We start from the raw sequence: 15035 nt of genomic DNA on the forward strand, positions 1-15035 counted from the left end.
TGGGCGTACGGTGGCGGCACTCTCCGGGACCCTCCACGTCCCGGAACCGGGATTCCCGGAAGCTCGACATCGAGAGGTTGCCGCCATGAACCAGCTGACCCGTTACGAAGGACGCCGCGCGCTCATCACCGGCGGCGGCTCCGGCATCGGCCAGGCCACCGTCCTGCGCATGCTCGCCGAGGGCGGCCGGGTCGTCGCCGCCGACATCAGCGAGGACGGCCTGAAGGACACCGTCGCCAAGGCGGGCGACGCGGCCGGCCGCCTCACCACCGTGGTCGTGAACGTCGCCGACGAGGCCTCCGTGCGCGCCGGCGTCGCCGCCGCCGTCGAGGCGCTCGGCGGCCTGGACGTCCTCGTGAACGCCGCCGGCATCCTGCGCTCCTCGCACACCCACGAGACGAGCCTCGACTCCTTCGAGCAGGTCGTGCGGATCAACCTCACCGGCACGTTCCTGATGATCCGCGAGTCGATCCCGGCCCTCCTGGAGGGCGACGGCTCCGCCGTCGTGAACTTCTCCTCGACCTCCGCGATGTTCGCGCACCCCTACATGGCGGCGTACGCGGCCAGCAAGGGCGGCATCCAGTCCATGACCCACGCGCTCGCCGCCGAGTACGCCAAGCAGGGCATACGCTTCACCGCCGTCCAGCCCGGCTCCATCTCCTCCGGCATGACCGACGGCACCGGCGCCAGCCGCCAGAGCGTCGGCCCCGGCATCCCCGAGGACGCCGACTGGTCCCTCTTCACCAAGCTCGCCCCCGCCCTCGGGCAGGGCTTCGCCGGCCCCGAGACCGTCGCCGGGGTCGTCGCGATGCTGGCGTCGGAGGACGGCCGGTTCATCACCGGCACCGAGGTCCGCATCGACGGCGGCACGCACTTCTGACGGACGCCCGCGCGACCGTCCCCGGCCGCACCACCGCCGTCCGCGGGCCCGGGGGTTCGCCCACCGCCGTCCGCGGGCCCGGGGGTTCCCTCCGGGCCCGCGCCGGGCCCGCCCGCCTCCGCGGCCGGGCGGCGGGGCCGGGACCGCGCCCCTCGCCCTCCCCGGACCGCGCTACGCCGTCCCGAACCGCTCCCACAGCCGGGGGAAGCGGGCCGCGAGGACCTGGTCGTCCTCCAGGTCGAACGGTGCCCCCAGCGGCTCCCCGCCCGGCATCGGGATCCCCAGGTCCGGGGTCTCGCCGCCGGTCAGCTGCTCGTACGCCTCGTCCGCCGCGAAGCCGATCTCCTCGCCGTCCCCGTCGATCTCCACGTCGAAGTCGCCGAGCAGCTCCGCCAGCGCGTCGGGATCGTGCACCGCGCCCTCGTACACCTCCCGGCCCTGGCCGATGAGCCAGCAGCGGAACGAGTCGAAGACCTCGTCGCCCGCCCCGTCGAAGAGCACCGCGGCCGCACCCCACAGGTCCCACAGGTACGCCCGGTTGTAGCGGGCCTCGAAGTGGCGCGCGTAGTCGAGCACGGAGTCCGGGTCCAGCCGGGTCAGCCGCTCCACGAGCAGGTCGGCCTGTTCCTCGGGGTCGCCCTCGGCGTCCTCGCGGCTGGCGTCGATGATCTCCCAGAACTCCGTCTCGTCCATCACGGGACCAGCATCGTGGTTCGGGGGGTGCGACGCACCCGGAAAGCCCGAAATGAAACCGGACAGAAGATGGCGCCTTTCCCTGCGAATCTGGTGTGCATGACGACGCAGAAGAACGAGACGAACGGTCCCCGGAGCCTGCGCGGACGGATCTGCCTGGTCGCCGGGGCGACCCGGGGCGCCGGACGGGGCATCGCCGTCCAGCTCGGCGCGGCCGGGGCGACGGTGTACGTCACCGGGCGGACCACCCGGGAGCGGACCAGCGAGGTCGGCCGGTCCACCGAGACCATCGAGGAGACCGCCGAACTGGTGACGGCCGCCGGCGGCGAGGGCATCGCGGTCCCCACCGACCACCTGGAGGTCGCGCAGGTGCGGGCGCTGGTCGACCGGATCGACCGCGAGCGGGGGCGGCTCGACGTCCTGGTGAACGACGTGTGGGGCGGCGAGCACCTGGTCGTCGCGGGCTTCGGCAAGAAGATCTGGGAGGTGGCGCTCGCCGACGGCCTGCGGATGCTGGAGCTGGGCGTGAAGACCCACCTGATCACCAGCGCGGCGGCCGTCCCGCTCCTCCTCCGCCACCCCGGCGGTCTCCTGATCGAGATCACCGACGGCACACAGGAGTACAACGCCACCCGCTACCGCGAGAACGTCTTCTACGACCTCGCCAAGAACGCTCCGATCCGCATGGCCTTCGGCCTCGGCAAGGAGCTGGCCGAGGCCGGCGGCACCGCGGTCGCCCTCACCCCCGGCTGGCTCCGCTCCGAGCAGATGCTGGACCACTTCGGCGTGACCGAGGAGAATTGGCGCGACGCGGCCGAGAAGCTCCCGGACTTCGCCGTGGCCGAGTCCCCGGTCTACGTCGGCCGCGCGGTCGCCGCCCTCGCCTCCGACCCCGACCGGGCCCGCTGGAACGGCCGCTCCCTCTCCAGCGGACAGATGGCGAAGGAGTACGGCTTCAGCGACGCGGACGGCTCACGACCGGACGCGTGGGGCTTCATCATCGCGAAGGAGACGGACGAGGCGGCGTCCGTCGACGACTACCGCTAGGCCCAGGGGGGCGGCCGACCGCAGGTCGGCGCCGATCACCGGCCGGGCCCCCCGCCGTCGGCCGACCCGCACGCCTCCCCGTCCTCCCCGTCCTGCGCCTCCCGCCCGTACAGCGAGGCCATGGACCGGGACGCCGACGCGAACCGGGCGCGCAGCGAGGCAGGGGCCAGCACCTCGGCCTCCGCGCCGAGCCCGAGCAGCTGGGCGAAGGCGACGTCCTCGCTCTCCACGGGAAGCGTCGCCGTCACCCGCCCGTCCGCCTCCCGCGTCCCCGCCGCCAGCGCCTCCTCGGCCGCCGCGCGGTCCGTCACGTACGGCAGCCGGCCGGCCCCCGCCTCCGTGAGCCGCAGGACGACCTCGGCGCGCAGGATCGACCGGGCGAACTCCGCCGCGCGGGCGGCCCAGAAGTCCGGCAGGGCGAACTCCTCGTCCCGCACGAAGTGCTCCGCGGAGAGCGCGACGGCCGAGAAGCGGTCCACCCGGTAGGTCCGGAAGGCCGTCCCGGAGCGCGCGCACAGGTACCAGACGCCCGCCTTGAGGACGAGGCCGTACGGGGCGAGCTCGCGCTCCACCTCGCGGTCCGCGCGCCGGTAGCGCGCCGACACCATCCGGTCGTCCCAGACCGCCTCCGCGATCGGCGGCAGCATCTCCGGGCTCTCCGGCTCCTGGTACCAGCCCGGCGCGTCGAGCAGGAAGCGCTGCGCCACCGAGTCCGGGGCGTCCCGCACCGAGGGCAGCAGCGCCGCCGACACCTTCAGCCGGGCCGCCGACGCCGCGTCCTCCAGCCCCATGTCCCGCAGCGCCCCCGGCAGCCCGGACAGGAACAGCGCCTCGGCCTCGCCGCGCGCGAGCCCCGTCAGACGGGTCCGGTAGCCGCCGACGAGCCGGTACCCGCCGGCCCTGCCCCGGTCCGCGTACACCGGGACCCCCGCCTCCGAGAGGGCGAGGGCGTCGCGGGTGACGGTCCGCTCCGACACCTCCAGCTCGGCGGCGAGTTCGGCCGCCGTCATCGAGGGACGGGACTGGAGCAGCAGGACCATCTTGATCAGCCGGGCGGCGCGCATGGCGTCCACCCTGCCACGCCCGAGGGGCCGCGTCCGTACCGGAAGTACGGACGCGGCCCCTCGGGGACGTGCGGGGTCCTACAGGCCGTAGCGCTCGCGCGCCTCCTTCACGGCCGAGGCCGGGACCTCGCCGCGGCGGGCGAGCTGCGCGAGGGCCGCGACGACGATCGACTGGGCGTCGACGCCGAAGTGGCGGCGGGCCGCGTCACGGGTGTCCGACAGGCCGAAGCCGTCCGCACCGAGCGAGGACCAGTCCTGCTCGACCCACTGCGCGATCTGGTCGGGGACCTGGCGCATGTAGTCGGAGACCGCGAGGACCGGGGACTCGACGCCCTCCAGGGCCCGGCGGATGTACGGCACCTGCTCCTCGCCGCGCAGCAGCGCCGCGTCGGCCTCCAGCGCGTCGCGCCGCAGCTCCGTCCAGGAGGTCGCGGACCACACGTCGGCGCCCACGCCCCACTCGGCGGCGAGCAGCTTCTGCGCCTCCAGGGCCCAGTGGATGGCCGTACCGGAGGAGAGGAGCTGGATGCGCGAGGCGTTCGCCGGGAGGTCGAGGCCCGCGGACTCCGCCGTGTTGAAGCGGTAGAGGCCCTTGACGATGCCCTCGTCGACGCCGGCCGGCTTGGCGGGCTGCGGCATGGGCTCGTTGTAGACCGTCAGGTAGTAGAAGACGTTCTGGTCCTCGCCCTCGGCGGCCTCGCCGTACATCCGGCGCAGACCCTCCTTGACGATGGCCGCGACCTCGTAGGCGAACGCCGGGTCGTACGTCAGCGCCGCCGGGTTGGTCGCCGCGATCACCGGCGAGTGGCCGTCTGCGTGCTGCAGGCCCTCACCGGTCAGGGTCGTACGGCCCGCGGTGGCGCCGACGAGGAAGCCGCGGCCGAGCTGGTCGCCGAGCTGCCACATCTGGTCGGCGGTCCGCTGCCAGCCGAACATCGAGTAGAAGATGTAGAACGGGATCATCGCCTCGCCGTGCGTGGAGTACGCGGTGGAAGCGGCGATGAAGTCGGCCATCGAGCCGGCCTCGGTGATCCCCTCGTTGAGGATCTGGCCGTTGACGGCCTCCTTGTAGTACATCAGCTGGTCGCGGTCGACCGGCTCGTACGTCTGGCCCTTCGGCGAGTAGATGCCGAGCGACGGGAACAGCGACTCCATACCGAAGGTACGGGCCTCGTCGGGGACGATCGGGACCCAGCGCTTGCCGGTCTCCTTGTCCCGGATCAGGTCCTTGACCAGGCGGACGAAGGCCATCGTGGTCGCCATCGACTGCGTGCCGGAGCCCTTGTCGAAGGCGGTGAAGGCCTTCTCGGCCGGGGCCGGCAGCGGGTCGATCGCGTGGGTGCGGCGGGCCGGGGCCGGACCGCCGAGCACCGCGCGGCGCTCCTGCAGGTAGCGGACCTCGGGGGAGTCGGCGCCCGGGTGGCCGTACGGCACCTGGCCGTCCTCGAACTGCGCGTCGGAGATCGGCAGTTCGAGAAGGTCACGCATGTTCTTGAACTCGTCGTTCGTGAGCTTCTTCATCTGGTGGTTCGCGTTCTTCGACGCGAAGCCCTCACCGAGGGTGAAGCCCTTGACGGTCTGCGCGAGGATGACCGTCGGCGCGCCCTTGAACTCGACGGCGGCCTTGTACGCGGCGTACACCTTGCGCGGCTCGTGGCCACCGCGCGAGAGGTGGAAGCACTCCAGGATCTTGTCGTCGGACAGCAGCTTCGCCATCGCGACGAGCGCCGGGTCCTTGCCGAAGAAGTCCTCGCGGATGTAGGCGGCGTCGCGGGTCTGGTACGTCTGGACCTGCGCGTCCGGCACCTCGCGGAGGCGGCGGACGAGGGCGCCGGTGGTGTCGAGCGCGAAGAGCTCGTCCCAGGCGTTGCCCCACAGCGACTTCACGACGTTCCAGCCGGCGCCGCGGAACTGGGCCTCCAGCTCCTGCACGATCTTGAAGTTGGCGCGGACCGGGCCGTCGAGGCGCTGCAGGTTGCAGTTGATGACGAAGGTCAGGTTGTCCAGACCCTCGCGGGCGGCCAGGGCGAGGGCCGCGGTCGACTCGGGCTCGTCCATCTCGCCGTCGCCGAGGAACGCCCACACGTGCGAGGCGGAGACGTCCTTGATGCCGCGGTTGGTCAGGTAGCGGTTGAAGCGCGCCTGGTAGATCGCGGAGAGCGGGCCCAGACCCATGGAGACGGTGGGGAACTCCCACAGCCAGGGGAGGCGGCGGGGGTGCGGGTAGGAGGGCAGGCCGTTGCCGCCGGACTCCTGCCGGAAGTTGTCGAGGTGGGCCTCGTTCAGGCGCCCGTCCAGGAACGCGCGGGCGTAGATGCCGGGGGCGGCGTGACCCTGGATGTAGAGCTGGTCGCCGGAACCGTCGGCTTCCTTGCCCTTGAAGAAGTGGTTGAAGCCGGTCTCGTACAGCCAGGCGGCCGACGCGAACGTGGCGATGTGACCGCCGACGCCGTACTTCGAGCCGCGGGTGACCATCGCGGCCGCGTTCCAGCGGTTCCAGGCGGTGATCCGGCGCTCCATGGCCTCGTCGCCGTCGAAGGCGGCGCCCGTCGGCTCGGCGGAGGTCGGGATGGTGTTGACGTAATCGGTCTCCAGCAGCTTCGGCAGGGCCAGGCCCGCGCCTTCGGCGTGCTGCAGGGTGCGGCGCATCAGGTAGGCGGCCCGGTGGGGGCCGGCGGCCTTGGTGACGGCGTCCAGGGAGGCCGCCCACTCGGCGGTCTCCTCGGTGTCACGGTCCGGGAGCTGGTCGAGCTCGCTCGGAGTCTTGCCTACGGGATCGGTCATGATCGCCGCCTTCCGGACAGATGGGGGTGGAGATGGGGTGCCTTGTCTGGCAGGACAGGGCGAAGGGCCGGGTAGCGGCCCGCCGAAGACTGTAAACCGGCGATCGATGATCGATCAAAGGGTTGAAGGGGAAAACCTCTTCAGATCGAGAAAGTCGGCACAGGGTGCCGCGAAACAGGGCACCCGGTGCCTTGTTTCCGCAGGTGGGGGCCGCTTTCTGAGGAGGTGCTCGCACGGATGAGCGGGCCCACCGAAGGGTGGGCCCGCTCATCCGTCCGCGACGAGGAGGGGGTCAGGCGCGCGGCGCGCAGCCCAGCACGTGCGCCTTCACCAGCGCGCCGATGTTCGGATCGCCCCGCCGGAAGGCCTCCACCAGCTCCTGGTGCTCCTCCGCGTACGACTTCTGGACCGTGCCCAGCCAGCGGATCGACAGGGCCGTGAAGACCTCGATGCCGAGCGTCTCCCAGGTGTGCAGCAGGACGGCGTTCCCCGCGGCCTTCACCAGCTCCCGGTGGAAGGCCACCGTGTGCCGCACCTGGGCCGTGCCGTCGGAGGTCGCGTCCGCCTCGTAGAGGGCCGCCACGTGCGGCTCCAGGGCCGAGCAGTCCGCCGCGAGCCGTCCGGCCGCCAGCTCGGCCGCGATCTGCTCCAGACCGGCCCGGACGGGGTAGCTCTCCTCCAGGTCGGCGGCGGTCAGGTTGCGGACCCGGACGCCCTTGTTCGGCGCCGACTCGATCAGCCGCAGCGACTCCAGCTCGCGCAGCGCCTCGCGCACCGGCGTCTGGCTGACCTCCAGCTCGGTCGCGATCCGGCGCTCCACGATCCGCTCTCCCGGCTTCCAGCGGCCGCTCACGATCCCCTCCACGATGTGCTCGCGGATCTGCTCGCGCAGCGAGTGGACGACGGGGACGGTCATGAAGCGGCTCCTCGGGGAGTGTTGACTCTAAAGACAATACGGCGGCGCCCCCGTCCGGAAACACTTCCGGACGGGGGCGCCGCAGGTGAGGCTCGTTACGTTGCCCCGGTGCATGCCTTTCGGCGTACCGCCTACAGGCCGAGGTCGACCTCGAACTCGCCGGCCTCGAGGATCGCCTTGACCGAGGTCAGGTAGCGGGCGGCGTCGGCGCCGTCCACCAGACGGTGGTCGTAGGACAGCGCGACGTACGTCATGTCGCGGATCGCGATCGTCTCACCCAGGTCCGGGTGGTTGATGACGACCGGACGGCGCACGGTGGCGCCGATGCCCAGGATGGCGACCTGGTTCGGGGGCACGATGATCGTGTCGAACAGCGCGCCGCGCGAACCGGTGTTGGAGATGGTGAAGGTCGCACCGGCCAGGTCGTCAGGGGTGATCTTGCTGGCGCGCACGGCGCCGGCCAGCTCCGCGGTCTTCTTCGAGATGCCGGCGATGTTGAGGTCGCCCGCACCCTTGATGACCGGGGTCATCAGACCCTTCTCGGAGTCCACCGCGATACCGATGTTCTCGGTGTCGAAGTAGGTGATCGTGCCCTCGTCCTCGTTGATCCGGGCGTTGATGACCGGGTGGGCCTTCAGCGCCTGGGCCGCCGCCTTCACGAAGAACGGCATCGGGGACAGCTTGACGCCCTCGCGGGACGCGAACGCGTCCTTGGCGCGGGCGCGCAGCTTCATCAGCTTGGTGATGTCGACCTCGACGACCGAGGTCAGCTGGGCCTGGCCGTGCAGCGCCTTCATCATGTTGTCGCCGATGACCTTGCGCATGCGGGTCATCTTGACGGTCTGCCCGCGCAGCGGGGAGGCCTCCAGGGCCGGAGCCTTGGCGGCCGGAGCAGCCGCGGCCGGGGCGGCGGCGGCCTTCTTGGCCTCGGCGGCCGCGAGGACGTCCTGCTTGCGGATCCGGCCGCCGACGCCCGAACCCTTGACGGCCGCGAGGTCGACACCGTTCTCGGTGGCGAGCTTGCGGACGAGCGGGGTCACGTAGGCGCCGTCCTCCGCGGGGGCGGCCGCGGGGGTCGCCGGAACCGGGGTGACGACGGCGGGCGCGATCGACGGCGCGGCGGCGACCGGCGCCGGGGCGGCCACCGGAGCGGCCGGGGCGGCGGGGGCGGGGGCCGGAGCCGGGGCGGCGGGGGCGGCCGGGGCCGGAGCCTCGGCGGCCGGAGCCGGCGCGGCGGGGGCCGGGGCAGCGGCGGCGGGGGCCGGAGCCGCGGGGGCCGGGGCGGCGGCCGGAGCCGCACCCGCGGCACCGATGACGGCGAGCTTGGCGCCGACCTCGGCGGTCTCGTCCTCGGCGACGACGATCTCCAGGAGAACGCCGGAGGCCGGGGCGGGGATCTCGGTGTCGACCTTGTCGGTCGAGACCTCCAGCAGCGGCTCGTCGGCCTCGACGGTCTCGCCGACCGACTTCAGCCAGCGGGTCACGGTGCCCTCGGTCACGGACTCGCCCAGCGCGGGCAGCACGACGTCCGTGCCCTCGGCGGAACCGCCGCCGGCGGCCGCCTCGGCCGTCGGGGCCGGAGCCGGCTCCTGGGCCTCGGTGGACGGGGCGGCCTGCGGGGCCTCCTCGGCCGCGGGGGCGGCGGGCTCGGCGGCCGGAGCCGGAGCGGCCTCGGCGGCCGGAGCGGCCTCGGCCGCCGGGGCGCCCGAGCCGTCGTCGATGATGGCCAGCTCGGCGCCGACCTCGACCGTCTCGTCCTCGGCGACCTTGATGGAGGCCAGGATGCCCGAGGCGGGGGCGGGGATCTCGGTGTCGACCTTGTCGGTCGAGACCTCGAGCAGCGGCTCGTCGGCCTCGACACGCTCACCCTCGGCCTTGAGCCAGCGGGTGACGGTGCCCTCGGTGACGCTCTCGCCGAGCGCCGGCAGGGTTACGGAAACCGACATGGTTTCAGTTGCTCCTAACGAATTGCGGAAAGTGGTCGTCGCGCCCTGTGATGACGTGAGCGTCAGTCGTGGGAGTGCAGAGGCTTGCCGGCCAGGGCCAGGTGGGCCTCGCCGAGCGCCTCGTTCTGCGTCGGGTGGGCGTGGATGAGCTGCGCGACCTCGGCCGGCAGCGCCTCCCAGTTGTAGATCAGCTGTGCTTCGCCGACCTGCTCGCCCATGCGGTCACCGACCATGTGGACGCCGACCACGGCACCGTCCTTGACCTGGACGAGCTTGATCTCGCCCGCGGTCTTGAGGATCTTGCTCTTGCCGTTGCCCGCCAGGTTGTACTTGAGGGCGACGACCTTGTCCGCGCCGTAGATCTCCTTGGCCTTCGCCTCGGTGATGCCGACGGAGGCGACCTCGGGGTGGCAGTACGTCACCCGGGGCACGCCGTCGTAGTCGATCGGGACGGCCTTCAGGCCGGCCAGGCGCTCCGCGACGAGGATGCCCTCGGCGAAGCCGACGTGCGCGAGCTGGAGCGTCGGGACGAGGTCGCCCACGGCCGAGATCGTCGGCACGTTGGTGCGCATGTACTCGTCGACCAGGACGTAGCCGCGGTCCATCGCGACGCCCTGCTCCTCGTAACCGAGACCGGCGGAGACCGGGCCGCGGCCGATGGCGACCAGCAGGACCTCGGCCTCGAACGTCTTGCCGTCGGCCAGGGTGACCTTGACGCCGTTGTCGGTGTACTCGGCGGACTGGAAGAAGGTGCCGAGGTTGAACTTGATGCCGCGCTTGCGGAACGCGCGCTCAAGAAGCTTCGAGCTGTTCTCGTCCTCGACCGGGACCAGGTGCTTCAGGCCCTCGATCACCGTGACGTCGGTGCCGAAGGACTTCCACGCCGAGGCGAACTCGACGCCGATGACGCCGCCGCCCAGGATGATCGCGGACTCCGGGACGCGGTCCAGGGTCAGCGCGTGGTCCGAGGAGATGATCCGGTTGCCGTCGATCTCCAGGCCGGGGAGGGACTTCGGCACGGAACCGGTGGCCAGGAGGACGTGGCGACCCTCGACCCGGCGTCCGTCGACGTCGACGGAGGTCGGGGAGGACAGGTGGCCGGTGCCCTCGATGTAGGTCACCTTGCGGGAGGCGACGAGACCCTGCAGGCCCTTGTACAGGCCCGAGATCACGTCGTCCTTGTACTTGTGCACGGCCTTGATGTCGATGCCCTCGAAAGAGGCCTTGACACCGAACTGCTCCGCCTCGCGGGCCTGGTCGGCGACCTCGCCGGCGTGGAGCAGGGCCTTCGTCGGGATGCAGCCGTTGTGCAGGCAGGTGCCGCCGAGCTTGTTCTTCTCGATCAGTGCGACGTCCAGGCCCAGCTGCGCTCCGCGCAGCGCCGCGGCGTAACCGCCGCTACCGCCGCCGAGGATCACTAGGTCGAAAACGGTGCTGGCGTCGTTCGCCACGTCACGTCCTCCATGCATGTGCGCTCGTCGCCGGTCCCCGCGTTCCCCTTTCGGGTGAGGACCGGTCGGTCGGCTGGTGTTCGGCCGCTATTTTTCGGCCCTGTGGTGGGGGCCCTGTCCTGCCGAGAACCCATCTTCGCACTTGTTGACGGATGGCGGGACGCGGGGCCGTGCTCTGAGACGGCCGATCGTCCGTACGGCGGCCGGACCAGAGCGTACGAACCTGCGGATTTCGTCGCAGGCGAACGGCGAACGGCGAACGGTGACGGCCCCGGGCACGCAGCCCGGGGCCGTCACCGTCACACAGCCGCTCAGACCTCGCCGGCCGCCGTGCGCTCGGCCAGCTTCACCAGGGTGCGGACCGAGGAGCCGGTGCCGCCCTTGGGGGTGTAGCCGTACGGCGCGCCCTCGTGGAATGCCGGGCCCGCGATGTCCAGGTGGGCCCACGGGATGCCCTCGCCCACGAACTCCTGGAGGAAGAGACCGGCGACCAGGCCGCCGCCCATCCGCTCGCCCATGTTGGCGATGTCGGCGGTGGGGGAGTCCATGCCCTTGCGCAGGTCCGCGGGGAGCGGCATCGGCCAGGACGCCTCGCCGACCTCCTCCGCGATCTCGTGGATCGAGGAGCGGAACTCGTCGTCGTTGGCCATGATGCCGAAGGTGCGGTTGCCCAGCGCGAGGACCATCGCGCCGGTCAGGGTCGCCACGTCGACGATCGCGTCCGGGTGCTCCTCCGAGGCGCGGGTCAGCGCGTCGGCGAGGACGAGCCGGCCCTCGGCGTCGGTGTTCAGGACCTCGACGGTCTTGCCGCTGTACATGCGCAGGACGTCACCCGGGCGGGTGGCGGAGCCGGACGGCATGTTCTCGGCGAGGGCGAGCCAGCCCGTGACGTTGACCTGGAGGCCGAGGCGGGCCGCGGCGACGACGGTGGAGAACACGGCGGCGGCGCCGCTCATGTCGCACTTCATCGTCTCGTTGTGGCCGGCCGGCTTGAGGGAGATGCCGCCCGAGTCGTAGGTGATGCCCTTGCCGACCAGGGCGAGGGTCTTCTCCGCCTTCGCGTGGGTGTAGGCGACCCGGACCAGGCGCGGCGGGTTCTCGGAGCCCTTGCCGACGCCCAGGATGCCGCCGTAGCCGCCCTTGGCGAGGGCCTTCTCGTCGAGGACCTGGACCTTGAGCCCGTGCTCCTTGCCGGCGGCCTGGGCGGCGGCCGCGAAGGCGGCCGGGGTCAGGTCGTTCGGCGGCATGTTGATCAGGTCGCGGGCGCGGTTGATCTCCTCGGCGACGGCCAGGGCGCGCTCCGCGGCGGCCTTGTGGGCCTTGTCGCGCGGCTTGGCGCCGAGCAGGGCGACCTCGCCCAGCGGCTTCTTCGCGTCCTTCCCGGCCTCCTGGTACTGCGTGAAGGCGTACGCGCCGAGCAGGGCGCCCTCGGCGATGGCGCCGGCGTCCTCGGCGTCCTCGACCGGCAGCGCGAACGCGGCCTTCTTCGCGCCGGTCAGGACGCGGGCGGCGACGCCGGCGGCCCGGCGGAGGGTCTCCGCGGCGTAGGCCTCGCCGTCCTCGGGGGCGGAGCCCAGGCCGACGGCCAGGACGACGGGGGCCTTGAGGCCGGAGGGGGCGGGCAGCTTGGTCGCCTCACCCTCGGCACCGGAGGCACCCAGCGTCTCCAGGACGGCGGCGAGCCGGCCGTCGAAGGCCTTGTCGACGGCCTCGGCGCCCGGGGCGACGACGAGCGTCTTCCCGGACTTCGCGACGCCGACGACCAGGGCGTCGGCGCGCAGCGTCGCCGCGCCGGCAGTGCTGAGAGTGAGAGCAGTCACGGTGGTGAAATCTCGCTTCCATTGAGTTCTGTGGCGGTCGAGGGATGGGCCGACCGTGCCCGCCGCATCGTATTTCGGCCCGGAGAGCGCCGAGAACGAGCCTACGCTCGCTCACCCGGTTCGCTCACGGCGGCGTTGGTTCACTCATCCGTGGTGTCTCTTTCATGTTTACCGTTCCGGCCCGGAGCGCTCCTCCACACTCACCTCAGTCACGCAAGGACGACCCGCTCGTCTTCGCATCATCTGCATCATCTCCACAGGTTCGCCGCCCCGGCCCCCGGTGCGCGGGGACCTGCCGAGGGGGGACACCACCTGATGGACTCCGGCCGAATCCGTATGCCCGGAAGCGCCCGCCGCACCCGCGGCGGCACCCGCACCGCGCCCCGCACCGCCCGCGTCGCGGCCCTCGCCGCCGCCGCGCTGCTCGCCACCGTCGTCCCGTCCGCGCAGGCCCTCGCGGCCCCCGCGCCCCGGATCGACCTGACCGTCCTCGTCGTGGACGACGGCGGCAGCGCCGTCGGGGCGATCGCCGCCGAGCTGAAGGGCGCCGGCGTCCCGTACCGCACGATCGACCTGAACGACCCGAACCGGCCGGTCCTCAGCACGTCCTTCCTCAGCGACACGGTGGACGGCCGCCCCCGCGCCAAGTACCAGGGCGTGGTCCTGCCCCACGAGAGCGCCCTCGGCGCCGGCTCGGCCGAGCACACCGCCCTCCAGACGTACGAGCGGACCTTCGGGATCCCGCAGGTCGACGCCTACACCTGGTCGCACCCCGGCGTCGGCCTCGACTACACCGACCAGGGCGGCTGGTCCGGCGTCCTCGACGGGACCACCGCCGGCATCACGGCCGCCGGCACGGCGGGTCCCTTCCAGTACCTGGCCGGGTCCCTCACCTTCGAGGACAACGACCCCGCCATCGCCGAGAGCTACGGCTACGCGGGCCGCCCCCGGGCCGGCTACACCAGCTACGTGGACGTCCCCGTCGGCGGAGCGGCCGGCGGCCGGGCGAGCATCGTCGGCGAGTACACCGCCGACGGGCGCCGTGAACTGGTCGTCACCTTCGCCTACAACCAGTACCAGCGGCAGTTCCGGGCCCTCGCCCGGGGCATCGTCGAATGGCTCACCCAGGGCGTCCACCTCGGCCAGAGCCGCAACTACCTCTCCGTGCACGTCGACGACGTCTTCGCCCCCGACGCCCGCTGGGACACCGGACTCGACTGCACGCCCGGCGACTTCGACTGCGTCGGCGACGACGGCGAGGGCGCGAACCCCATCCGGATGACCGTCGCCGACGCCCAGTACGCGGCCGCCTGGCAGAAGTCCTCCGGCTTCACCCTCGACATGGTCTACAACGGCGGCCAGGGCGAGCAGTGGAAGACCGAGCACGGCGGTTCCGACCCGCTCACCGACCGGCTCGTCGCCGACCGGGCCCAGTACCGGTGGATCAACCACACCTACACCCATCCCTTCCTGGGCTGCGTCCAGGACAACACCGTCGTCCCCTGGCAGTGCGCCAAGGACACCCGCGGCAACACCCTCTGGGTCAGCCGCGCCGAACTCTCCGCCCAGATCCGCGACAACCACAACTGGGCCGTCCGCAAGGGCATCGCCGTCGACCGCTCCGAACTCGTCACCGGCGAGCACTCCGGCCTCCGGACCCTGCCCCAGCAGCCCGTCGACAACCCGAACCTCGCCGGCGCCCTCGCCGACAACGGCGTCAAGTGGACCGGCAGCGACAACTCCCGCGAACCCCAGCAGCGCGCGGTCGGCACCGGCTCCGGCGCCGCGAAGACCGTGCCCCGCCATCCGATGAACGTGTACTACAACGTGGGCACCGCCGCCGAGATGGCCGACGAGTACAACTGGATCTACACCTCCCGCGCCGACGGCGGCAGCGGCGTCTGCGAGTCCAACCCGGCCTCCACCTGCCTGCCCGCCCCGCTCCCCACAGCCACCGGCTACGCCGACCACATCGTGCCGCAGGAGGCCCGCACCGCCCTCTCCCACGTCCTCGGCAACGACCCCCGGCCGCACTACGTGCACCAGTCGAACCTCGCCGAGGAACGCCTCCTCTACCCCGTCCTCGACCGGGTACTGGCCGACTACCGGGGCCTGTTCGCCCCCAGCGCGCCCCTGGTGAACCCGGCCCAGCGGGACGTCGGCACCGAACTGACCCGCCGCGCCGCCTGGGACCAGGCCCTCGCCGCCGGGAAGGTCACCGCCTACCGCATCGGCACCGCGGTCACCGTCAAGGCCCCCGCCGGCGTCAGCGCGCCCGTCACCGCCCCCGAGGGCACCCGCAAGCGCCTCGTCCTCGGCACCGCCGCCTTCGGCACGCCGTACGCCGGGACCCGGTCCGCCTGGACCGCACCCGAATCGCTCCAGACCAGCGTCACACTCACACTGCCGACCGCCTGACCGGCACGTTCTGGGG

Annotated in this window: 10 protein-coding genes; 3 read left to right on the forward strand and 7 right to left on the reverse strand. The window is 72.3% G+C overall.

Going from position 1 to position 15035, the window contains the following annotated elements; genetic code table 11:
* The first annotated feature begins 85 nt into the window (after positions 1-85).
* On the forward strand, positions 86-880 hold the full coding sequence (locus ACY0MR_RS26150) for an SDR family NAD(P)-dependent oxidoreductase (protein WP_388799602.1): 795 nt from the start codon (positions 86-88) through the stop codon (positions 878-880).
* Positions 881-1051: 171 nt separating this feature from the next.
* Here ACY0MR_RS26150 and ACY0MR_RS26155 read toward each other — a convergent pair whose 3' ends face one another.
* On the reverse strand, positions 1052-1573 hold the full coding sequence (locus ACY0MR_RS26155) for a DUF4240 domain-containing protein (RefSeq protein ID WP_361858725.1): 522 nt from the start codon (positions 1571-1573) through the stop codon (positions 1052-1054).
* A 99-nt stretch (positions 1574-1672) separates the two neighbouring features.
* On the opposite strand from ACY0MR_RS26155, the gene ACY0MR_RS26160 reads away from it, so the two are divergent.
* Positions 1673-2620 (forward strand): SDR family oxidoreductase, encoded by a 948-nt coding sequence (locus ACY0MR_RS26160; protein WP_473555711.1) that lies wholly within the window; start codon positions 1673-1675, stop codon positions 2618-2620.
* A gap of 35 nt (positions 2621-2655) precedes the next feature.
* On the opposite strand, the gene ACY0MR_RS26165 is transcribed toward ACY0MR_RS26160, so the two are convergent.
* From ACY0MR_RS26165 to ACY0MR_RS26190, 6 genes are all read right to left on the reverse strand, one after another.
* The gene (locus ACY0MR_RS26165) at positions 2656-3684 is read right to left on the reverse strand and encodes a helix-turn-helix transcriptional regulator (protein ID WP_403316171.1); all 1029 of its coding nucleotides are present in this window, start codon (positions 3682-3684) and stop codon (positions 2656-2658) included.
* 78 nt (positions 3685-3762) lie between these two features.
* Positions 3763-6468 (reverse strand): pyruvate dehydrogenase (acetyl-transferring), homodimeric type, encoded by a 2706-nt coding sequence (aceE, locus tag ACY0MR_RS26170; protein ID WP_473555714.1) that lies wholly within the window; start codon positions 6466-6468, stop codon positions 3763-3765.
* 292 nt (positions 6469-6760) lie between these two features.
* Complete coding sequence (locus ACY0MR_RS26175; protein ID WP_030314321.1) at positions 6761-7384, reverse strand: GntR family transcriptional regulator; 624 nt, start codon at positions 7382-7384, stop codon at positions 6761-6763.
* Between the two features lie 131 nt (positions 7385-7515).
* Positions 7516-9330: a 2-oxoglutarate dehydrogenase, E2 component, dihydrolipoamide succinyltransferase gene (gene sucB / locus ACY0MR_RS26180; protein ID WP_473555715.1), complete on the reverse strand. Its 1815-nt coding sequence runs from the start codon at positions 9328-9330 to the stop codon at positions 7516-7518.
* A gap of 62 nt (positions 9331-9392) precedes the next feature.
* A complete protein-coding gene (lpdA, locus tag ACY0MR_RS26185; protein ID WP_361862707.1) occupies positions 9393-10781 on the reverse strand; it encodes a dihydrolipoyl dehydrogenase in 1389 nt (462 codons plus the stop codon).
* A gap of 311 nt (positions 10782-11092) precedes the next feature.
* A complete protein-coding gene (locus ACY0MR_RS26190; protein WP_361862710.1) occupies positions 11093-12601 on the reverse strand; it encodes a leucyl aminopeptidase in 1509 nt (502 codons plus the stop codon).
* 315 nt (positions 12602-12916) lie between these two features.
* On the opposite strand from ACY0MR_RS26190, the gene ACY0MR_RS26195 reads away from it, so the two are divergent.
* Entirely contained in the window at positions 12917-15019 is a 2103-nt protein-coding gene (locus ACY0MR_RS26195) for a hypothetical protein (RefSeq protein WP_388799618.1), read from the forward strand.
* Positions 15020-15035: the final 16 nt, after the last annotated feature.

This window comes from Streptomyces sp. JN8, from assembly GCF_055808075.1.

Excerpts from the sequence above, each read along its gene's own strand:
- ACY0MR_RS26165 (WP_403316171.1), bottom strand. The coding sequence starts at position 3,684 with ATGCGCGCCGCCCGGCTGATCAAGATGGTCCTGCTGCTCCAGTCCCGT.
- ACY0MR_RS26160 (WP_473555711.1), top strand. The coding sequence starts at position 1,673 with ATGACGACGCAGAAGAACGAGACGAACGGTCCCCGGAGCCTGCGCGGA.
- sucB (WP_473555715.1), bottom strand. The coding sequence starts at position 9,330 with ATGTCGGTTTCCGTAACCCTGCCGGCGCTCGGCGAGAGCGTCACCGAG.
- aceE (WP_473555714.1), bottom strand. The coding sequence starts at position 6,468 with ATGACCGATCCCGTAGGCAAGACTCCGAGCGAGCTCGACCAGCTCCCG.
- ACY0MR_RS26150 (WP_388799602.1), top strand. The coding sequence starts at position 86 with ATGAACCAGCTGACCCGTTACGAAGGACGCCGCGCGCTCATCACCGGC.
- ACY0MR_RS26155 (WP_361858725.1), bottom strand. The coding sequence starts at position 1,573 with ATGGACGAGACGGAGTTCTGGGAGATCATCGACGCCAGCCGCGAGGAC.
- ACY0MR_RS26175 (WP_030314321.1), bottom strand. The coding sequence starts at position 7,384 with ATGACCGTCCCCGTCGTCCACTCGCTGCGCGAGCAGATCCGCGAGCAC.
- ACY0MR_RS26195 (WP_388799618.1), top strand. The coding sequence starts at position 12,917 with ATGGACTCCGGCCGAATCCGTATGCCCGGAAGCGCCCGCCGCACCCGC.